Origin of the sequence: Colwellia psychrerythraea (assembly GCF_000764185.1) — a bacterium.
Classification (GTDB): domain Bacteria; phylum Pseudomonadota; class Gammaproteobacteria; order Enterobacterales; family Alteromonadaceae; genus Colwellia; species Colwellia psychrerythraea_B.
Genome location: NZ_JQEC01000034.1, coordinates 14,345 through 36,202 on the forward strand (window position 1 = coordinate 14,345; position 21,858 = coordinate 36,202).

Sequence of the window (21,858 nt, forward strand, 5' to 3'; positions counted from 1 at the left end):
AAAAGGTGACAAAGAAAATTATTTGTCACCTTTTTATTTTAATAGTCGAAAGTATTTAAAATACCATCAATTTTAAGTACTAACGTTTAAAAAACAGAGCGGAATGATGAGCGACCACTGCGTCTTGATGAGCGACGGCTTCTCATACGGCTATGCAGTTCATGACGTTTAGACTCTAACCATTCTTCTCGAGTAATAGCCTCTTCACCATGGCGGCCTTCTTCACGTTCACGATAAGCACAAAACTCTTCAAATGCTTCAACATCATCTTTAAATTCTTCAGCTACTAGTTCAATCATGATAGCGTCATCTAAAAAGCCTAATACCGGAATATGGTCTGGCACTAAGTCTTCAGGATCACTAAAGTAAGCTAAGGCACTTAATACTTCGGTTCGCTCTTCACTTGGAATCTGCCATTCACTATCTTCAATCATGGCAACAAAGGTTTCTAGTTTTTGAATTCGCTCACGGACAAATTCAGGTACATTAGTTTTAATGCTTTTACTGAGCTCTTTAGCGTTTGCTAAGATATCTTGCTCACTAAGTTTTTTTGCACCTGCTTGTGACTTGCGCATAACATCGCGAAAATGCTCTAGGTCTGAATCGGTTAATTCAAATTTAACTTCAAACGCCATTATATTTCTCCTGATTTTGGCTTTATTTTCAATGTACCTTATGGGTAATTATGCCGAGGCATACTTGGCAAATTTATAGAGCCAGTTGAAGTACATTGATTTTATACCAAGCCCATTAAGCTAGCTCCCAAAGGGCGAGTTTAAAAGCATTACATGCTGCGTTATTGATTTTAAGAAGGGGTTAACCATTCTCAACAATCAATGCCTTGCCTTTAAGCCTGTTAACTCTCGCTGAGTGGGAAGAAACTTATTGGAATTGGTATTATCTATTTACTCGATATTAATTTAGCAGAATAACTTACTAACGACACCTTATTTACTAGAGTTTTTAACAAGCTGTAACTTTTATGTTCTATAGTGTTATGCTTTTATGGTCTATTGCTATTCAATAATTATTCATTATGTCTACTACCGAATTAACAAAAACAGAGTCAACAACCGAATTGACAGAAATAGTGGCTACCACACAAGTGGACAATTCAGCTGAAGAAGTCGTTAAAAACTGTGAAAACTGTCACTTACCGCTGAATGGTCCTTATTGCGCAAATTGTGGTCAAGAAGCTGACTCAAAGTTAAAGTATTTCTGGGTTGTTATTATGCACTTGCTCGATGACATTTTTAGCTTTGATTCTCGTGCTAGTCGAACGCTTTGGCCTTTAATTTTCAGACCTGCTTTTTTGACCAATGAATATTTTGCTGGTCGTCGAGTACATTATGTCCCGCCAATCCGATTATATTTGTTCATTAGTATTGTTTTCTTTATCACCTTAAAATATTTTGTTGGTGGAGATAATAACAATGTGCTTAATATTAATGATAAAAAAGCGCTTATTACCGAAGTGAAGGACCATATAAAAACATTAAAAGTCGATCAGGCTGAATTAGAAAATTCGCCTGAAGATATTGCTGAAGGTCAGAGTAAAACAGCGAAGTTAACGGCAGAAATAGCAAAGTTTGATAGCTACCTTAATGATTTAAATAGTGACTATAGCGAAGGTAATAACAAGCAAATTATAAAACTTACCCGAAAACTGGTCGAATTAGAATTTGATAAGGTAAAAGAAGATTTACCAGAAGATGAACAAGCTCGATTTGATGCACTGATTGCTAGTTTGCTTAAAGAGAAAAGTGGTGAAAGTAACACCAAAAATAAAAAGGATTTAACTATTGGTAATAATGAAGATGGCACTATGTCTTTTGATTTTTTATCGGATGAAAGTAATAATAAACTCAATAATTTTACCGAAGAGCTAGCTGAAAAAGGAGAGAAAGCCTTTAACACAGATACTGGACCGTTAATTGAGCAAGTAATCGGTAAACTGCCGCAATTAATGTTTATCTTATTACCATTGTTTGCAGTATTACTAAAAATAATGTTTATTTTTTCTAAGCGATTATATATGGAGCATTTGACTGTAGCCTTACATAGTCACAGCTTCATTTTTATCGCCGTGCTACTTTCAGAAATGCTGGACTTATTAGAGGGTTACCTAGAGGCTACAAGCCCTGGTTTAGCTAATTTTACTGGTGTTATTGCCGGTGGTTTGTTGATCTGGATACCGGTTTATTTATTCTTAATGCAGAAAAAAGTTTATAAACAAGGCTACTTCTTCACCTTAGTGAAATTCGGAATCATTGGCACCATATATAGCATGATGTTAACGATAACGGCGGTAATTGCTATGATCTGGGGAATAATGGGCACGTAGGTTGGTTTGAGTTTTCAGCTGGGTCTTAACTAGAAAGAAATTTCTAAGATAATTTTTAGAGACAAAAAAAGCGCTAAGTAAAGATCCTTGGCGCTTTTTAGTGTTTGCACGTTGCGTTATTTAAAACGCATCGATAAATCAATGGCATTAACATGTTTGGTTAATGCACCACTTGAGATGTAATCAACCCCAGCTTTGGCGTATTCTTGTAAAATCTCAATGGTCATATTACCAGAAACTTCTAATTTAGCTTTGCCGCGCGTTGCTGTTACCGCTTGTTCTATCATCGCCGGGCTGAAGTTATCTAACATGATAATGTCAGCACCCGCATTAAGTGCTTGTTCAAGTTCATCAAGAGATTCTACTTCTACCTCAACGGTTTTATCACTGTGATTACTTTTAGCAGTAGCGACTGCTTGGCTAATACCGCCACAAGCGGCGATATGATTCTCTTTTATTAAGAAAGCATCAAATAAACCAATTCTATGATTTACTCCGCCACCACAAAGTACCGCATATTTTTGCGCGCTACGTAAACCAGGGAGGGTTTTACGGGTATCAAGTAGCTTAGTATTGCTGCCAGCCAATTCTTTTACATATTTGCTCGTTAAGGTGGCTGTACCAGATAAAGTTTGTAAAAAATTTAATGCAACACGCTCGCCAGTTAATAAAGTTCTCGCGTCACCTTCTAATTCAAATAAAGTGCTGTTAGCGGCAACTGATTCACCGTCATTGACAAACCAGGTAATTCTTGTAGGTAAAGCGTTAGTTGCTTGCTCATCGGTGCAACTTAATGAAGCATCAAGTTGTTTGAATACTTCATTTACCCAAGCAACACCACAAACTATACAATCTTCACGAGTAATTACAGTAGCAACCGCTTGTTCATTCTCAGGAATGAGCATGGCGGTAATATCTTGGCTTGCTTGAGGTGTAGCATTACCGACAGCACCTAAATCTTCACAAAGGGCCCAAGAGATGGTTTTGCTGATATCTTGCTGTAATTTTTCTAATTGTGCATTAAGCATGGTTTGCTTCCTGTTACAGGGGTTCTCGTAAGATTAATTGCTTACCCGTTTGATGAAAATCGACCTGTTTCAAGGCACTCATGCCTAACAGTATTTCATCTGTTTTCATCGCAGGGTTAATGTGCGCGGCTACATTATATAAGAAAATACTACCTAAGCTCAATTGCGCAATTTCAGTTTTATAAACAGTGACACTGCCATTGGCTGTTTGTACCCGATAACTTCCTTGAGCAACCAAGCCTAGTTGCTCAGCAATATGTGCAGGAATGGATACTTGGGTAGCTCCTGTATCGAGTAAAAAAGTGACAGGTGTATCATTTATTGTGCCGCGGGCAACATAATGACCCTGCCTGTTTTGATCTAAAATGACTTCTGCTTGACCACTGGCAGTTAAGCGCATTTCGGGGCGACTATTCGGATTGTACTGCTCATCGAGTACGTCTTGAAATAAAAACATTAATAACGCTAGCGCTACTATCCAAGCCAGCCAGACAAAAATTTTTGCCATTTTGTTTGTTGGGTCAACTTCAGTCATACTATTGCTACTGAAAAAATAAGGTATTCTATTGTATGTTTTCTCGCGTAAGCAAGAAAGTATAAAATGTAACCTTATACTCGTTTCATTGGGTTTGTGATCTTGTTGTGCCAGGAGAAAATAAATCAAGGTAAGACGTTTGATTGAGTAATAGCTGGCTATTGGCATTGAGAGTAACGCAGGCTTGAAATGTTTTAGCCTACACAGTGGGCAACAATTTAATGAAATTAGTATTCGTTGTATACACAGTCTTCGTCACATTATAAATGAGTAAAACATGTTTTCTATTTCTTCTGGCTGGTTAGACAAGGTTCAACATTTACCATCACCCTATTTTTCGCCACGTGAACTGGGTGAAAATATTAGTTTGTTGGTTGTGCATAATATTTCACTACCGGCAGGGCAGTTTAGTGGCAATTGTATTAGTGATTTATTTCTCGGTCAGCTCGATTGTAGTGCCCATGTCAGTTTTAATGATTTATTAGGCGTTAAAGTGTCAGCACACTGTTTAATTCGCCGTGATGGTAGCATTATTCAATATGTTTCTTTTGATGATAAAGCTTGGCATGCCGGAGTCTCATCATTTCAACAAAGAGACCGTTGTAATGATTACTCCATCGGTATTGAGTTAGAGGGAACAGATGAGATCCCTTATACCGCAGAGCAATATCAGCAACTGGTGTCGTTAACACTTTGTTTGCAAAATCAATTTCCTGCCATTATCATGGACAATATTGTTGGTCATTGTGATATCGCGCCTGGAAGGAAAACCGATCCAGGGCTGGCATTTGATTGGCAATATCTTCGTCAGTGTCTAACCGAAAAATCGACAAGGAATAACAGCTAAAATGAGTTTATTAAGTTTATTAATTGCATTAGCAGCAGAGCGTGCTTTATCTGCAAAAGTGTGGCGATTTAATTTTTATTATCAACATTATTTAGATTTTTTTAGTAAAAACTTTACTGCTAAGCAGGGCACGGCTGCGAGTACTGCATTTATTATCGTGCCTGTTACGGCGACATTTATAATGCTTGAGTTAATTGATAGTAGTTTTTTACAATTACTTATTTCCACCTTAGTACTCATTGTTTGTTTTGGCTGTACCACCACGAGAAATAGTTATAAAGCTTATTTACATTCAGCTTTTCGTGGCGAAGAAACCACCACAGAAATGCATCATCAACAATTACTGTCAGACAAAAATTTACCTGATATGGGGTTTGGCCAAGCACTCATTTGGTTAAATTACCGTTATTACATTGCGATTATGTTGTACTTTATCGTATTTGGTGCTGCTGGCGCGTTATTTTATCGACTATTGACCACCGTCATTGAACATAAAAAAGCCAAATGCATGGCAGCGGCTAATAAAGTGGAACAAGCTAGCGCTGAAGAAAATATCACTGATGAAGTTCACGAAAGTAATGTAACACCTGACTTTTCTAAAGGTTGTCAAAATCACCATGATGTACTTTTTTGGTTAGATTGGTTGCCTGTACGTATTGCTTCTTTTGGCTATATGTTTGTTGGTCATTTCTCTAAAGCGCTACCTGTTTGGTTAGAGAGCCTTTTTGATGGTAAAAAACCGACTCATCAGGTATTAATTGATGTAGCAGAAAAGTCAGAGGATATTATGGTTAACGAAGATGACTGCACCGCAGAGCCTTGTTTATTAGTCAGGCTGGCTAAACGTAATGTATTACTTGTACTTGCTGTTATTTCAATACTGACATTAGCAGGCTTGCTAAACTAACATTAAATAGCCATTCTTACTTAATGGTCAGACCAATCAATGCTCTCACTCTAATGCGCTAAAAACAAACATAAATTTACAATTTTAGCGCATGAATACCTTGCTTAAATACTAATCATCAACTAAATTTACTTGTCAAAAGTAGCGATATTTGCTATTTTATCGCCTGAAAAGTCATTGGTCTTACCAATTTACCAATGATTTTTTGAATGTTCAATGATTTCATTACTCTCATATTATTATGGAAATAGAGAGTAATTTACTTTTATCAATACCAAGGTAACGACAAATAAATCAATGCAAGCATCAAAAAGCACTGGGCGTGTAAAGCCACAGAAGTTAGCCGATATTATTCTAGCTCAGCTTGAAGCTATGATAATTGAAGGCAGTTTAAAGCCGGGTGAGAAGTTATTACCTGAACGTGAACTTGCTGTGCAATTTGAAGTCTCAAGACCATCATTACGCGAAGCCATTCAAAAGTTAGAAGCAAAAGGTCTAGTCACACGTAAGCAAGGCGGTGGTACCTTTGTTTGTGATAATTTACTCAATGGTTTTTCAGACCCATTGTTCGAATTAATGTCGAATAACAATGAATCACAATTTGATTTATTAGAGTTTCGTCACGGTATTGAAGGAATGGCCTCGTATTATGCTGCCATGCGTGGTACACCAGCAGATTTTGAACAAATTCAAGCTAAACATGATGAAATAGGCAATAACCAATTAGAAGATGATTTTCGCTCAGAAGCGGAAGCGGTTGTTGAGTTCCACTTAGCTATTTGTGCGGCATCGCATAATGCGGTGATATTGCAACTTGCGCGCAGCATGTCGGCATTATTAGCGGATAACATTGCACAAAATTTAACAATATTAGCAAAACGGCCTGATATCTTTACTAAGATTACCGATTACAGGAAACGTTTGCTTAATGCAATTATTAGTGGCGAACCTCAAAAAGCATGGGGAGCAAGTCATAGGCATTTAGCCTTTATTGAAGAAATACTTTTAAAATCGACACAAGAAAACAGCCGCATGGAACGTTCAATGCGCAGAATGTAGTTTACTAAGAAAGAATTTTGCGATGAAAGCGCACAGCATAAAAGAAAGATTTAGGTATTAGTACAACGAAGAATTAGAACATGTAATTTTAAACATCTATCAAAAAGTTTATTAAACTTTTTATTAAATAAGAAAGTATTGGAGACTAAACAGTATGTCAGATCTACCAAATATCGATATTGATTCAGCAGAAACCCAAGAGTGGTTAGAATCAATGGAATCAGTATTAGAAAATGAAGGGCCAGAACGTGCTCATCAATTATTAGAAGCATTAATTGACCGTGCGCGTCGTGGTGGTACTCACTTACCATTTGACGCTAAAACAGCTTATGTAAATACTATTCCGCCAGGGCAAGAACCTCATATGCCTGCGGATCAAACCATTGAATCACGCATTCGCGCGGCAATTCGTTGGAATGCTCTAGTATTAGTATTACGTGCTTCTAAAAAAGATTTAGAGCTTGGTGGCCACATTGGTAGTTTCGCTTCTTCATCTACTTTATACGATGTAGGCTTTAACCACTTCTTTAAAGCGGCATCAGAGAAAGACGGCGGTGATTTCATTTTCGCTCAAGGTCATATTTCTCCTGGTATTTATGCCCGTGCTTTCATGGAAGGCCGTTTAACTGAAGAGCAAATGAACAACTTCCGTCAAGAATGTGATGGCAAAGGTTTATCTTCATACCCGCACCCTCATTTAATGAAAGATTTTTGGCAGTTCCCTACAGTTTCTATGGGTCTAGGTCCATTACAAGCGATTTACACTGCACGTTTCTTAAAGTATTTAACAGACCGCGGCATTAAAGATTGCTCTGGCCAACGTGTTTATGCCTTCCTAGGTGATGGTGAGTGTGATGAGCCTGAATCATTAGGTGCTATCGGTTTAGCTTCTCGTGAAGGTTTAGATAACTTAACGTTTGTTATTAACTGTAACCTTCAACGTTTAGATGGTCCGGTACGTGGTAACGGTAAAATTATTCAAGAACTTGAAGGTACCTTCCGTGGCGCTGGCTGGGAAGTTAACAAAGTTATTTGGGGTTCATACTGGGATGCACTTATTGCCCGTGATACATCAGGTAAATTATTACAATTAATGAATGAAACGGTTGATGGTGAATACCAGAACTGTAAAGCGAAAGGTGGCAAGTACACTCGCGAAAACTTCTTTAACAAGTACCCAGAAACAGCTGCATTGGTTGCTAATATGTCAGATGCTGATATCTGGCGTTTAAACCGTGGTGGTCATGACCCAGTTAAAGTTTACGCTGCTTATGATAAAGCAATGAAAACAAAAGGTCGTCCAACGGTTATTTTAGCTAAAACAGTGAAAGGTTTTGGTTTAGGCGCCTCAGGTGAAGCATTAAACATTGCTCATAACGTTAAGAAAATGGACGTTGAGTCAATTAAACATTACCGTGATCGTTTCAACATCCCTGTAAAAGATGAAGATATTGCTGACCTACCTTTCTATAAGTTTCCAGAAGATAGCGAAGAATACAAGTACATGAAAGCACGTCGCGAAGCACTTGGTGGTTCATTACCAGCACGTCGCGTACAAGCAGAAGAGCAACTTGAAATTCCAGCTCTTAAAATCTTTGATCCTATCTTAAAAGGCTCAGGCGAGCGTGAAGTATCATCAACAATGACCTTTGTTCGTGTACTTAACAGCTTATTAAAAGACAAGAAAATTGGTAAACGTATTGTGCCAATTATTCCTGATGAAGCACGTACCTTTGGTATGGAAGGTTTATTCCGCCAAGTTGGTATTTATGCTAATGAAGGACAAAAATACATTCCTCAAGATGCTGACCAAGTTGCTTATTATCGTGAAGATAAAAAAGGCCAAGTATTACAAGAAGGTATTAACGAATTAGGCGCTATGGCATCTTGGGTTGCTGCAGGTACTTCTTACTCAACGTGTAACTCGGTAACTATTCCGTTCTACATTTACTACTCAATGTTTGGTTTCCAACGCGTTGGTGATTTAGCATGGGCGGCTGGCGATAGCCAAGCACGTGGTTTCTTATTAGGTGCTACAGCAGGTCGTACAACACTAAATGGTGAAGGTCTTCAACATCAAGATGGTCATTCACATGTGCAAGCGGGCTTAATCCCTAACTGTGTAACATATGATCCAACTTACGGTTATGAAATTGCTGTTATTGTTCGTGAAGGTTTACGCCGCATGTACGAAGAAAATGAAAACATCTTCTTCTACTTAACGTTAATGAATGAAAACTATCAACATCCTGCTTTCCCTGAAAGAAAAGGTGTAGAAGAAGAAATCATTAAAGGTATTTACCAACTTGAACAAGCGGCACCTGCTAAAGGTAAAGCAATTGCTAATGTGCAGTTATTAGGCTCAGGTACTATCTTAGAAAAAGTACGTGAAGCAGCACAAATTCTTAGCAATGATTACAACATCTCAAGTGATGTTTACTCAGTAACTTCATTTAATGAACTTACTCGTGACGGTCAAGATGTAACACGTTGGAACATGCTTCACCCTGAAAGTACACCACGTGTACCTTATATTAGCCAAGTTATTACTAAAGCCGCAGGTCCTGCAATTGCGGCTACGGATTACATTAAGAACTACTCAGAGCAAGTACGTGCGTACATTGATACTGAATACCGTTGTTTAGGTACTGATGGTTTTGGTCGTAGTGATAGCCGTGAAAATTTACGTACTCACTTCGAAGTAAGTGCAGCATACGTTGTAGTAGCTTCATTGTTTGAATTAGCGAACCGTGGTGAAATTGAGCGTTCAGTAGTAACTAAAGCAATTAAACGCTTTGAGATTAACACTGAAAAACTTAACCCACTTTACGCTTAAGACTAGAGAAGGAAAAGATTATGTCTATTGAAAAAATTCTAGTCCCTGATGTGGGTGGCGATGAAGTTGAAATTATCGAAATTTGTTTTGCTGTTGGCGATACATTAGAAGCTGATGAAGGAATTCTTACCGTTGAAACTGATAAAGCTTCAATGGATATTCCTGCACCATTTGCGGGTGAGCTAGTGAGCTTAACTGTGAGTGTTGGCGACAAAATCAAAGAAGGCGATCTTATTGCTGAAATGAAATCTGCAGGTGCTTCAGTACCTGCAGAAGAAGCACCAGTTGCACCCGTAGTTGAAGCTCCGGCACCAGCTCCTGTTGCTGCTGTAGTTGAAGCTGCGCTAGTGGCTGCTGCTCCTACTGCTTCAGAAATTATCGATATCGCTATACCAGATATTGGTGAAGATGGTGAAGTGGAAGCTATCGAAGTATTAGTTAGCGTTGGTGATGTTATTGAAGAAGAAGATGGCTTAATCACCCTAGAAACTGATAAAGCTACGATGGACGTACCATCGACACATGCTGGAACGGTTATCGAAGTATTTGTTAATACAGGTGATAAAGTTAAAGAAGGCTCTTTAGTTATTAAACTTGAGACTTCTGGCGGCGCAGCACCTGCAGCAGTAACGACTCCAGTTGCCGTTGTTGCTCCAGTAGCTGCACCAGCTCCTACTGTTGCTGCAACAACTAAGCCTACAGCTTCACCTGTACCACATCACCCACAAGCAGGTACTGTCAGTAAAGGCAGTATTTATACTTCACCTTCAATTCGTCGCCTTGCACGTGAATTTGGTGTCGATTTAACGGTAGTGAAGGGAACGGGTCGTAAAGGTCGCATCTTAAAAGAGGATGTTCAATCATACGTTAAATATGAATTGTCTCGTCCAAAAGCCAATGCTGGTAGCTCAGTTTCATCTGGTGAAGGTGGTTTACAAGTTGTTAGTGCTAGAGCGATAGATTTCTCTAAATTTGGCGAAATTGAAACAAAAGCATTATCACGTATTCAAAAGATTTCAGGACCATTTTTACATCGCAACTGGGTAACTATTCCACATGTTACGCAATTTGATGAAGCTGATATCACTAACGTTGAAGCCTTCCGTAAAGAGCAAAACGTTGTTTGTGAAAAGCAGAAGCTTGGTTTTAAAATTACGCCATTGGTATTTGTTTTAAAAGCAGCGGCAGATGCATTACGCGCCTTCCCAACGTTTAACTCAAGCTTGAGTGAAGATGGTGAAAGCTTAATTTTGAAAAAATACATCCATATTGGTGTTGCCGTTGATACACCAAACGGTTTAGTTGTACCGGTAGTGCGCGATGTTGATCAAAAAGGTATTCACCAGTTATCGCGTGAATTACTTGAAATCAGTATTAAAGCACGTGATGGAAAACTAAAAGCGACTGATATGCAAGGCGGTTGTTTTACTATCTCTAGTCTTGGTGGTATTGGCGGTACGGCATTTACGCCAATTGTTAACGCACCAGAAGTGGCTATTTTAGGTGTTTCTAAATCAGAAATGAAACCTAAGTGGAATGGTAAAGATTTTGAACCTAAGTTAATGTTGCCTTTATCTATGTCATATGATCACCGTGTTATTGATGGTGCCTTAGCAGCACGTTTTACTGTGCATTTAGCTGGCGTAATGTCTGATATTCGTAAATTGATACTTTAGTCGAAATTGATTAATTAAAGTTGGCGAAATTCAACACATAAGAGTAGAATTTCGCCCATAAAATTTAAAACCAATAAATATAAATATTCAAGAATATTTCAAGACAAAGTGACTTTGTACGATAGCAAGAAAAATGCACGGAGTTGACGTTAGTCAATGAGTACTTTCGCCGTAGCAATTGGACAAAAGAACAACGTATTGAATTTTTCTTAGCTAATAGTGAGGAAAATTATGAGTAACGATATCAAAACTCAAGTAGTAGTATTAGGTGCAGGCCCTGGCGGCTATTCTGCAGCATTTCGTGCAGCAGATTTAGGTTTAGACGTAGTATTAGTCGAGAGCCGTGAAACATTAGGTGGCGTTTGTTTAAACGTTGGTTGTATCCCTTCTAAAGCATTACTTCACGTAGCTAAAGTAATTGATGACGCAGCAGCAATGGCGTCTCACGGTGTTACTTTTGGTAAGCCTGAAATCGATTTAGATAAAATTCGCAGCTGGAAAGACAGTGTAACTGCACAGCTTACCGGTGGTTTATCAGGTATGGCAAAAAGCCGTAAAGTAACCACAGTTTACGGCTACGGTAAATTTACTTCGGATAAAACTATTGTTGTTGAAGGCAACGATGGCGAAACAACCACTATCAGTTTTGAGAATGCTATTATTGCGGCAGGTTCATCAGTGGTTAACTTACCTTTCATTCCAACCGATGACCCACGTGTTATTGATTCAACAGGCGCGTTAGAGCTTAAAGACGTTCCAGAAGAATTGTTAGTATTGGGTGGCGGTATCATTGGCCTAGAAATGGGAACTGTATACTCAGCATTAGGTTCTAATGTATCTGTGGTTGAATTTGCTGATCAATTAGTACCAGCTGCTGATAAAGATATTGTTAGGGTATATAACAACTACAACAAGAAAAAATTCAATATCATGTTGTCTACTAAAGTTGTTGCTGTTGAAGCAAAAGATGACGGTTTATACGTTACTTTTGAAGGCAAAAAAGCCCCAACTGAACAAGTTCGTTATGACAAAATTTTAGTTGCTGTTGGTCGTAAGCCTAACGGTCACTTAGTTGCTGCTGATAAAGCTGGCGTAAATGTTGATGAACGTGGTTTCATTAACGTATCTAAAGAGTTACGTACTAACGTACCTCATATCTTCGCCATCGGTGATGTTGTTGGTCAACCTATGCTTGCTCATAAAGCTGTTCATGAAGCACATTGTGCAGCAGAAGTTATTTCTGGTAAGAAACATGAGTTTGACCCACGTTGTATCCCTTCAATTGCTTATACTGATCCAGAAATGGCTTGGGTTGGCGTTACTGAAGCAGAAGCAAAAGCTGAAGGTTTAAACATTGAAGTTGCTAACTTCCCATGGGCTGCTTCTGGTCGTGCTATCGCTTCTGCACGTACTGAAGGTAAAACTAAGATGATCTTTGAAAAAGAAACAGGTCGTGTTCTTGGTGGTGCTATTGTCGGTATCAATGCTGGCGAAATGCTTGGTGAAATCTGTTTAGCCGTTGAAATGGGCGCTGATGCTGAAGATCTTGCATTAACGATTCATGCTCACCCAACGTTAAATGAGTCAATTGGCTTAGCAGCAGAAATATTTGAAGGGTCAATCACTGATTTACCAAATGCTAAAGCAGTAAAGAAAAAGAAGTAAATCGCTAGGGCTTCATGAACGTGGAGTAAGCTAGCATATCAAAAAAGCCTGTTGCTACTAGTAAATTCTAGGAGGAACGGGCTTTTTGTTTTAATAGACCTCTGTAACTGGCTTGTTCAATTACAGAGCTTATGGACAAGGGGATACAGCCTTGCTTTATATATGACAATGTCTATGAGCAGTAATTTTCGTGATAGATGAATCATATTTACTTAGCTTGAAGGCTCAAAGTTATATTTAAGCTGTTAAAATAAATATATAAGTAATTAGGATATTATAATTATGCCTAGTAAGCTCTAGAATGTTGATGGAACAATTAAATACGTTTAATGTAATCGCCAAGGAGAGGATATGAACAATAAAGGTTTTACATTAATCGAATTAATTGTAGTAGTGGTCTTATTGGCTATTTTAGCAATAACAGCAGCACCTAAATTTATCAACCTTCAGGATGATGCCAATGATGCAGTAATGTTAGCAATGAAAGGAGCACTTAAATCGGCTGAAACATTGATTGCATTGAAAATACGACTAAATCCAGAGGATTTAAATGCTAACCAAAACCGCTTCACTCTTGATGGTGGTCAAAATATACGTGTTAGAGGTAAACTAGCGGATGGCCGCTGGAATAACACTTTTGTGTACCTTGTCGACTTTGCAGATATAGGCCAAGTTTCATCAAATAATTGTACTGATGAATCACTTAAATGGTGTGTACGGCAGCGGGGACAGAATTGGTTTATTAGTCGAGGCTTTGCAACTATTGGTACGGGGCGAGGCTTTGTTATTTTTCCGCTTGGAAAAAACGTTAATCAAGATAGTTGTTATATATATTATATGAATCAAAACGATACTGCTATTCCTGCCATTGCTCAACCATCAATTATAGGTATAGATCTTAGTGATTGTTAATCTATTGCTAATTAATCTTCTGGTGGTTGAGCCAGTGGTTTAATTATTGTGAGTGATCGCTTGGCAGAGTAATTTTAAAACAAGCACCTGGTAACTGACCTTCAATCAGGTTAATAGTACCGTGATGTTTGTTAACAATAGATAATACGATAGCAAGTCCTAGTCCACAGCCGCCAGAGTCTCTTGATCGGCTCGCATCTAAACGCGTAAAGGGTTCAAATATTCTTGAGGATTTACCTGGTGGAATACCCATTCCGTCATCTTCTAAAGTAATGACAATACCGTCATTTGTTACAACAAGGGCAACATTGCATTGTTCGTTGGCAAAACGGCCGGCATTCCTCAGCAAGTTTATCAACAGTCGCTTAAGCAGTTTAGTATTACCTTTAAGATAGGCCGCTTCATTTGTTGTTAGTTTAAATACAACTTCAGGGTAAAAGTCTTTAACTTCGTCAATGGCAGCCATACAAGTATCAAACAGATTAACGTTTTCTAAGGAAATAATGGCTTCACTATCTTTTAATTTAGCGTAGTAAAGTAGCTCCTTTACTAATTTATCCAGATCTTCCAGCGCGGTATGCATGCTACGTCTTAAACGGTCATGCTCATGTTCAGGTGTTTCTTCGAGCATCTCTAAGGCAAATTGAATTCTTGCCATAGGGCTTCGAAATTCATGGGCGACACCATGAAGTAAATCTCGTTGTAAAATTAATCGTTCGGAATTTTCTTGCTGAGCTTTAAGCATTACCTTATTGAGATCTTTAATGTTTTCATAAATGCTTTGTGTGTCATTACTGACGTTAAAAGGCAAATTTTGTAACATAGCAGAAACGTTCTCTTTATGTTTTTCTATAGTGGTCAAGTACCAATATATTATCGGCAAATTGATAATAAGTGCACAGAGCCAGCTAAACCAATCAAGTAAGAATGTTTGCCAGTTTGTGAAGGCGATGGGTCCTATTTCAGCAACATAATACTTATCAAGGGGGTAATAAATTACTGAGCTATTAATATCGATAAGGCCAGATTGTGCTTGTTTTAATTGTAATAATTTAAAGTTCTCAGCAGAGAAATTTTCAGCTGTTCTATCAATGAGTAAACATTCTGTATCAAAGATTTGTCCTAGTTTAATTGCTTGTCTTTGCCATTGATTATTTGGAACATCACTAAAGGTTTTATGCATTTTCTCTTTGACTTGTAATAAGTAATTTTCATATTGCTTATAAACAAAAGTTTCCAGAGAGTAATAAACATGAGTATTTAATAAACTGGCGATAGTAATATTAAAGAGCAAAAGGGCTAGAACAAGTGTGCTTGGCTTTGCATTGCTAATTTGCAAGTAGATAACCCTTATTACGAATAGTTTTAATTATTTTTGGCTCTTTGGGATCATCACCTAGTTTTTTTCTTAATCTTGAGATTCTAAGGTCGATAGAACGGTCAAAACCATCATAATCTAATTTAAAAATTTCTTTATGTAACTGATCTCTAGAAATAATACTTCCAGCATTCATTGCTAGGACCCAAAGTAGGTCGAATTCAGCACTTGATAAGGTGATATCACTTTCATTATAGCGGACAATACGTTTTCTAATATCAATGGTGAGAGCGCCATTGCTGACCTGTTTTATATCCTGTAAAGATAGATTTTTAAAGTGTGATTGTCTTCTTAATTGAGCCCTGATGTGAGCCAATAAAACCCGCGGCTTTATTGGCTTACATAAGTAATCATCAGCGCCCACTTCTAACCCGGTAACCTCATCGATATCATCATCTAACGCAGTCAACATAATGATAGGATTAATGAAATCAGGCTTTAATTGGCGGCAAATAGTTAAACCGTCTACGCCAGGTAACATAAGATCCAAAACAATGAGGTCTGGTTGAATATGTGCGACAGTTGTTAGCGCATTGGCACCATTATGTTCCACACTTACCTGATAACCATTCATGGTTAAAAACTGACTAATGAGTGAGGTGAGCTCAGCATCATCATCGATAATTAAAATGGTTTCACTGCTTTGCATGTCTGTTTTCATATGTATTATTTATGCTCTATTTTTTGGCAAAGATCATAGATGTTAGTATTATACTCTTTAGCAAACTGATACTTCACTCGGCGCTCTTGTTTATCACTTGGGCTTTTTATGACATCACCGGTGCCGTGTATGGGTTTTATACCACATTGTTTTTTAAGTGCAGTAAAGTTGTTGGTTTCAAAACCAGGTATTACCGGATTTCTGCCAAGCGTGTACATTAATCTATGGTCCTTATTCTCCTTAGCTACATTGATTGCTTGAGCAACATTAGCAGGCAACTCGACCAGTTGTGACTGTGCACTCTGACTTATATCACTGCCGCAAGCCGTTAAGATGAGTAGATTTAACCAAAGTAAATTTTTCATTTGTATACCCCTTTAAAAGCTCTATTTCTTAACGCTATTACTGTTAGCAATAATAGATAGTACATACTACCACCGGAAGATTTTTTTGTCGGTTTAACAACAGCAACATTCGCTGTGACGGTAATCGTTAATGCCGCTGATGCGAGGTCGCCACTGCTGTCTGATAAGGTATAAGTTAACTGCTCAGTACCAACAAAGCCTTGAGCTGGTGTATAGGTCAGTTTATTGTCATTGATGGTGACGTTACCTGTACCTGTATAGTTAACACTCTTTAATTGTAAGCTCTGACCATCGGTATTGATGTCATTACTTAACACATCGATTGTTGTTACTTTATCTTGCTCTAGTGTTATTTGATCATCAACCGCAGTAGGTTTGCTATTGGTACTACCTTGATTATTAATCTGAAAATCTTGGTTATTGATAGCAAAGAAAATATTATTATCACAGGTTAATTTTAATCGTGCTTTTTCGGTTGTTATCTCGGGTAAATTGATCTCTTCACTACCATCATTAGCTGTTTTACTTGCCAATGTTTGACTGAAGGTTAAACCAGAATCAACAGAAAGTAATAAGTTAACTTGGGTACATGAAATGGGCGCTTGTTCGGTGGCTGCCGTATGCCAAGTGACTAATTGCTTGCTACTATTCCAATTACTAGGTTGGCTAATGCTGAAACCTTGTTGGTTAGTGATAACACTAAGCTTTGTCGCATCATCACTGACATTACCTTGATTATCTCTAACAACTAGTCTGAAATTTAGTGCTCGGGTAGTTGTGGGTAATGTTTCTCCAAACACTTGTTTATTGGCTAAAATGTCTGCCATGGCAGGAAGAGTACGGCTTGTATCTGCTGATGGCGATAGTGTTTTAAATAATGGTCTACTGCCATCATCTGTTTGGTCTTCAGCTTTGTTACTCGTTGCACCACCTAAGTCAAATTGTTCCCAGCTATGGGTTAAGGTGTTACCTTCTACATCAGTTGCAGAGCCTGTTAGGGTGAAAGGTGTACGAGCAGGAATGGTATAGTCACTCCCCGCATTTACTGTTGGTGCAGTATTATTTAGCTGTGTTTTAACGCCACAGGATGAACTGATTTGTCGATTAAACTCACTAATTTGATCAATTGAATGAATATGAAAATATGGGTTGGAAGCATTTTGTAAATCTTGGCCATCACAAATTCCGGCATAACCCATAATAGAAGAAGCACTACCGGGCTCATATGCACTGTTTGCTTCTCTGTTGTCTTGACAAGAACCTTGACTGCCATTAAAGGTATGTTCAGCACCAAACTGATGACCAATTTCATGGGCAACATAATCAATATAAAAGGCATCGGCTGTTGGGCTATCACTTCCTGTTAGGCCTTCCGCTTTTTCAGCAGAACAAACAACAGCAAAGCCAGCTAACCCACCACCACCGGTGCCAAGTAAATGGCCAATATCATAATTACTGACACCGATTGCGCCATTAATTACTTGGCTTATTAAATCAATATCTTCATCGGTATTTTTAAAGGGGTCGGTAGAGGCATCTAAATAAATAATGGCGTCATTATTGGCCACTAATTCAAATTGTATTGCTAAGTCTCTACTGTAAACTTCATTTACTCGATTGAGCAAAGTTACTATGGCGGCTAAAGACTTCTCTTTAGTGCCACCATGAAAACTACTGTACTCAGCAGTCGCCGCTATCGCTATTTTATAAGTGATTAAATCATTTGTTGTTTTTTTAATTGTTTTTCTAGCTACATTTCTAAGCGATAATAGCGACATTGAATTTTTTCTAGGCGCTAATCTTCGTCCTTGAGCATCTTTAGTTAACGGTAGTGCATCTTTTTTAAAGTAGCTTTGATACTGGTGATTGTTTGTCCGGCTAATTGGTTCTATATAGACCTTTTCTTTTTCATAATTAAATACGCCATGGAAACCATGGGGGGTAATATCAAACCGGCCCGAATGCTCAGGGTTATTAACTTGGTAGCCAGTAAAGGTTTTAATTGATGGGTATTTTTCAGCTAACTCGCTACTCATTATCGTTGAAGAGCTAAGCTTAAACTGGACAAACTCTCCATCAGGCAAAGGTAAATCAATAAGCAGGGATTTATTATTCCTAGTCAATTGCTCTAATTCAGCGATATTTATATCGAAAGTTTTTTTGTCAGAGGCTTTGCCATTAATAAGTCTATTCTTATGCTCATTTGTTAACTTGGTGGTATGCCACTGTTCATTTGAGAAGAGTGCACTATTTTGCGCGTTGGCATTAGTTACCATGCATAGCAAGCTGGCAAGCAGGATTGATGTTTTCATAAAACCTCGAATATATTAGCCGTTAAAGATGAAGATAATGTACCTTGTTAATAATAGTCTCAGCGTACCCATTTGTTTAACATTTGTATCAAAAGTGATACAAATGTTAAACAAGGTTTAAATACCTAAGTGGTAAAACACTTGAAGAAGTTTTGGTATGTTGAGGCTTTTTCATGTGCTGAAGTACAGCTTAGGCACACTTTTAATAATGAACTGCTGGTGTTCTGACTAGAGGGATTGTTAGTCTAAATCTGTGTTTAATAGTTGTATAAATTTTTTTATTAACTGAAAAGTTGAGAATAAACCACCGTTTTAGTAAACGCTAAAATAGATAAATAAGTCAGTTACTTATCTCTGTAACTGGCTTATTTATCTATTTGAATGGTGATTTATTTATCTTATTAAAAGCTATCTTCCTTGTAATACAAACTAACAGGTATAGCTAAACAGTTCGCCAGAAATGCTTCTGCATATTGCTCGCCTTTGCCTTGGTACTTCCAACCTAGCGTTAGCGCTATTTGTGCGGGTCTAAAGTTGGCATTATTAGCTTCTTGATCTGTAAAAGGATACTTAACACCATTGCCTGTCATTAGTTTATCTTTTGTCAGAGGATTATTTTCTAGTGTTGACAAGTCGTGTGCTCTTTTAGCAAAATCGACAAAAAAAGATACTGATGCTTGGCAGTAATCAAAACGCTTCTTTTTAGCGGAAACTATACTTTCGTCATGAGTCATTAAACGACGGCGCTTACCTGTAATAGCTTCTTTTTTCAGTTTTTTTCTGATTGTTTTGTAAAATGTAGCATAAGGGTTATCCATTAAGGCTAATTTAGTATGCATCTTTGGCCAAGTTTGTAAGTCTAGCTGTTTGTTATATTCACTGGTAACTTCAGGGCTCATTTCAGCCGTTATTGTCATTGCGTTTGCCATGAAGCTAAAAAATGCTACTAGGCATACTCCAGTGAAAGTTAAAGCGCGAATATACGACCAGTAAATTTTGTTATTCTTGTGCATATTATTATTCTTCTTATTGTTTGATTTACCACCAACAGTTTACCATTGGATAGATGAAAGTCTATTTGTAATATCAGCAGCGAAATTCAGTAAGAAAGGTACTGCAATTGTTCTATCTTTTATTATCGTATGTTAACAAAACATTAACAATTACAATGCTGTTAAGGCAACATTGTAAGAAGTTTTTCTATAAAAGTACAAAATAATAATTTATTTTGACTGAATTTTCTATGGATTATAGAAACTAAATTTTTCGAGCCTTTTAACAAATGTTGTTTTTTGCTTTTAATAGACCTGAACTTTGCACTCTGCTAAAGTTTTGCTGACTTCAACGGAATAAAAAGAATAAAAAGGAATTACTCATGTTTCATAAGCTATTTGTCGCAACCCTCTCCATTTCTGTAGCTTTTGGTGTTAACTCTAATGTTAATGCTGCTGATATCTCTCAACACCTTTCAACTATTATCGTACCTGAGCCAATCAAAAGAGTTAGCCCTAAATACCCTGTTTCAGCTGCTAGGCAAAGCAGAGAAGGTTGGACAGTACTTAGCTTTGTTATCGATGAAAAAGGTGAGGTATCTAATGTCCTTGTTAAAGAGTCATCTGGTAGTGCCGATTTTGATAAGGCTTCATTAAAAGCAGTATCTCAATGGAAGTATCAACCAGCCTTTGAAAATGGTAAACCGATACAGCAGTGTATTAATGACATACAGATGAACTTTAAAATGGGAAACAAAAATGGCGTAAAAGGAGTTACCCGACGCTTTCATCGGAAATATAATATTGCTACTCAAGCAATAAAAGATAAAGACTATAAAATAGTTGAAGAGCAATTGGCTCAAATGAAAAAAGTTAAATATATGCACTTGATTGAAAATAACTATATGCATATCCTTGCTGCAAATTATGCCAAAGAAATTGGTGACACAGTAACTGAGCTATATCATCTTAATCGTGTATATCTTGACACTGGGGCAAGCAGTGAACAGTTAGCATTTTCAGTGCTCTCTCAACGGTTTTATTTAGAAGTAACACTCAATCAATTTCAGAATGCTTTTAGTACCTATGAAGAGCTCATTAAGTTAGACGCGGCACAACCACATCAGGAAAAATATGAGAAAATAATAGCTGATGTTAACGTACTTATTAGTAGCAATCAGGATATTGTTATTAATGGAGAGATTAAAGCGGATTATTGGTTCGAAAATCTGGTTAGGAATGAGTTTTCATTAACCGATGTTGAGGGCTCATTACATACTCTAGATGTTCGTTGTGCTAATAAACGCCACGTATATACAGTTGAAAAAGATAATACTTGGAAATTACCTAGCAGCTGGGAAAACTGTAGTATCTATGTCTATGGTGAGCCAAAAACTAGCTTTAAGTTAATTGAACACCCATTAAAAAGCTAGCTAGGTTAATTTTTCACGTGGTAATCTAAAATATTTAATGGGTTTGGTAGTATCGACCAGTCCAATTAAGTTTTATTAATACGCTCTAATGCAGCAATTCTTTCATTTACCAATGATATGGTTAACTTGGTAGTTTTAGCTGCGGTATCAAAGGCACCTTGCTCATCGCCTGCTTTGATGCAGTTAAAAATATCAACATGTTCTTGGTATTCCTTTTCACTCACTGCATCAGCACGTTTAGTAAAGTGTAAATTTACTTTTAAAGCCGTTTCGACAAAAGTTTGTAATTGAATAAAGAACGGATTATTACTGGCAAATAAAATGCTTTTATGAAAATCAATGTCTGCTTGATGGGTATCATCATAACCAGAGCCTTCGAATTTCAATTTCGATAAACTGGTTTCAATTTTTATGATTTCATCATCAGAAGCATATCTCGCTGCTAATGAGGCCGCTGCGGGTTCAATAGCTAAGCGTACATCTAAAAAGTGCCTTAACATGTATAAATCAGGTTTGCCTAAGAGCACCCACCTCAGAACATCACTATCAAACAAGTTCCAGTGTTTTATATCTTGTACTTTAATGCCCTGCCTAGGTCTTGAGCTAATTAAGCCCTTGGCGGTCAGCATTTTAATGGCTTCACGAGTTGCGGTTCTGCTTATATCGTATTCTTTGGCAATATCAGCTTCAGAAGGTAATTTATTCTCACTGTATTTTCCTTGTAGTATTGCTTTACCTAACTCATGGACTAGTTGCTGAGTTAGATTACGGTGGGAAATTTCCATGGTATTTGCCTAATTTGAATGGGTAATAAGTATGCTTTAAGCTAGGTTGGTCGTAATAAGTATAAATAAAGTTAAAGGGTACTCAGCCTTGCTGTATTTGACTCGAGTACTAAAACTTAGAGT

Annotated in this window: 18 protein-coding genes; 9 read left to right on the plus strand and 9 right to left on the minus strand. The window is 37.6% G+C overall.

Going from position 1 to position 21,858, the window contains the following annotated elements; genetic code table 11:
• Positions 1 to 86: 86 nt before the first annotated feature.
• Positions 87 to 635, minus strand: a complete 549-nt coding sequence (locus GAB14E_RS10515; protein ID WP_033082583.1) for a YkvA family protein — start codon at positions 633 to 635, stop codon at positions 87 to 89.
• A 401-nt stretch (positions 636 to 1,036) separates the two neighbouring features.
• Here GAB14E_RS10515 and GAB14E_RS10510 point away from each other — a divergent pair, with 401 nt between their 5' ends.
• Positions 1,037 to 2,344 carry a DUF3667 domain-containing protein gene (locus GAB14E_RS10510; RefSeq protein ID WP_033082584.1) on the plus strand — a complete coding sequence of 436 codons (1,308 nt, stop codon included), beginning with the start codon at positions 1,037 to 1,039 and terminating at the stop codon, positions 2,342 to 2,344.
• A gap of 116 nt (positions 2,345 to 2,460) precedes the next feature.
• Here GAB14E_RS10510 and nadC read toward each other — a convergent pair whose 3' ends face one another.
• Both nadC and GAB14E_RS10500 read right to left on the minus strand, forming a co-directional pair.
• A complete protein-coding gene (nadC, locus tag GAB14E_RS10505; protein WP_052093716.1) occupies positions 2,461 to 3,372 on the minus strand; it encodes a carboxylating nicotinate-nucleotide diphosphorylase in 912 nt (303 codons plus the stop codon).
• A 13-nt stretch (positions 3,373 to 3,385) separates the two neighbouring features.
• Positions 3,386 to 3,907: a retropepsin-like aspartic protease family protein gene (locus GAB14E_RS10500; RefSeq protein WP_033082585.1), complete on the minus strand. Its 522-nt coding sequence runs from the start codon at positions 3,905 to 3,907 to the stop codon at positions 3,386 to 3,388.
• A gap of 277 nt (positions 3,908 to 4,184) precedes the next feature.
• Here GAB14E_RS10500 and ampD point away from each other — a divergent pair, with 277 nt between their 5' ends.
• From ampD to GAB14E_RS25555, 7 genes are all read left to right on the plus strand, one after another.
• Positions 4,185 to 4,754, plus strand: coding sequence for a 1,6-anhydro-N-acetylmuramyl-L-alanine amidase AmpD (ampD, locus tag GAB14E_RS10495; protein ID WP_033082586.1), 570 nt, complete (start codon positions 4,185 to 4,187; stop codon positions 4,752 to 4,754).
• Between the two features lies 1 nt (position 4,755).
• A complete protein-coding gene (ampE, locus tag GAB14E_RS10490) occupies positions 4,756 to 5,661 on the plus strand; it encodes a beta-lactamase regulator AmpE (protein ID WP_033082587.1) in 906 nt (301 codons plus the stop codon).
• Positions 5,662 to 5,958: 297 nt separating this feature from the next.
• A complete protein-coding gene (pdhR, locus tag GAB14E_RS10485) occupies positions 5,959 to 6,720 on the plus strand; it encodes a pyruvate dehydrogenase complex transcriptional repressor PdhR (RefSeq protein WP_033082588.1) in 762 nt (253 codons plus the stop codon).
• A 154-nt stretch (positions 6,721 to 6,874) separates the two neighbouring features.
• Entirely contained in the window at positions 6,875 to 9,556 is a 2,682-nt protein-coding gene (gene aceE, locus GAB14E_RS10480; protein WP_033082589.1) for a pyruvate dehydrogenase (acetyl-transferring), homodimeric type, read from the plus strand.
• 20 nt (positions 9,557 to 9,576) lie between these two features.
• Positions 9,577 to 11,232: a dihydrolipoyllysine-residue acetyltransferase gene (gene aceF / locus GAB14E_RS10475; protein WP_033082590.1), complete on the plus strand. Its 1,656-nt coding sequence runs from the start codon at positions 9,577 to 9,579 to the stop codon at positions 11,230 to 11,232.
• A 231-nt stretch (positions 11,233 to 11,463) separates the two neighbouring features.
• Positions 11,464 to 12,897, plus strand: a complete 1,434-nt coding sequence (lpdA, locus tag GAB14E_RS10470) for a dihydrolipoyl dehydrogenase (protein ID WP_033082591.1) — start codon at positions 11,464 to 11,466, stop codon at positions 12,895 to 12,897.
• Positions 12,898 to 13,248: 351 nt separating this feature from the next.
• Positions 13,249 to 13,809, plus strand: coding sequence for a type II secretion system protein (locus GAB14E_RS25555; protein WP_033082592.1), 561 nt, complete (start codon positions 13,249 to 13,251; stop codon positions 13,807 to 13,809).
• Between the two features lie 43 nt (positions 13,810 to 13,852).
• Here the strand turns inward: GAB14E_RS25555 and GAB14E_RS24155 are convergent, their stop codons facing one another.
• From GAB14E_RS24155 to GAB14E_RS10450, 5 genes are all read right to left on the minus strand, one after another.
• Positions 13,853 to 15,148 carry an ATP-binding protein gene (locus tag GAB14E_RS24155; RefSeq protein ID WP_052093717.1) on the minus strand — a complete coding sequence of 432 codons (1,296 nt, stop codon included), beginning with the start codon at positions 15,146 to 15,148 and terminating at the stop codon, positions 13,853 to 13,855.
• Positions 15,138 to 15,848, minus strand: coding sequence for a response regulator (locus GAB14E_RS10460; RefSeq protein WP_269429116.1), 711 nt, complete (start codon positions 15,846 to 15,848; stop codon positions 15,138 to 15,140). Before GAB14E_RS10460 ends, GAB14E_RS24155 begins: the two co-directional genes overlap by 11 nt.
• A 5-nt stretch (positions 15,849 to 15,853) precedes the next feature.
• Entirely contained in the window at positions 15,854 to 16,213 is a 360-nt protein-coding gene (locus GAB14E_RS10455; RefSeq protein ID WP_033082593.1) for a hypothetical protein, read from the minus strand.
• Positions 16,210 to 18,525: a reprolysin-like metallopeptidase gene (locus tag GAB14E_RS0123040; protein WP_081967816.1), complete on the minus strand. Its 2,316-nt coding sequence runs from the start codon at positions 18,523 to 18,525 to the stop codon at positions 16,210 to 16,212. Before GAB14E_RS0123040 ends, GAB14E_RS10455 begins: the two co-directional genes overlap by 4 nt.
• Positions 18,526 to 18,926: 401 nt before the next feature.
• Complete coding sequence (locus GAB14E_RS10450) at positions 18,927 to 19,538, minus strand: hypothetical protein (protein WP_156115737.1); 612 nt, start codon at positions 19,536 to 19,538, stop codon at positions 18,927 to 18,929.
• A gap of 362 nt (positions 19,539 to 19,900) precedes the next feature.
• On the opposite strand from GAB14E_RS10450, the gene GAB14E_RS10445 reads away from it, so the two are divergent.
• The gene (locus GAB14E_RS10445) at positions 19,901 to 20,950 is read left to right on the plus strand and encodes an energy transducer TonB (protein WP_033082595.1); all 1,050 of its coding nucleotides are present in this window, start codon (positions 19,901 to 19,903) and stop codon (positions 20,948 to 20,950) included.
• A 65-nt stretch (positions 20,951 to 21,015) separates the two neighbouring features.
• Here the strand turns inward: GAB14E_RS10445 and GAB14E_RS10440 are convergent, their stop codons facing one another.
• Positions 21,016 to 21,735: a FadR/GntR family transcriptional regulator gene (locus GAB14E_RS10440; RefSeq protein ID WP_033082596.1), complete on the minus strand. Its 720-nt coding sequence runs from the start codon at positions 21,733 to 21,735 to the stop codon at positions 21,016 to 21,018.
• Positions 21,736 to 21,858: the final 123 nt, after the last annotated feature.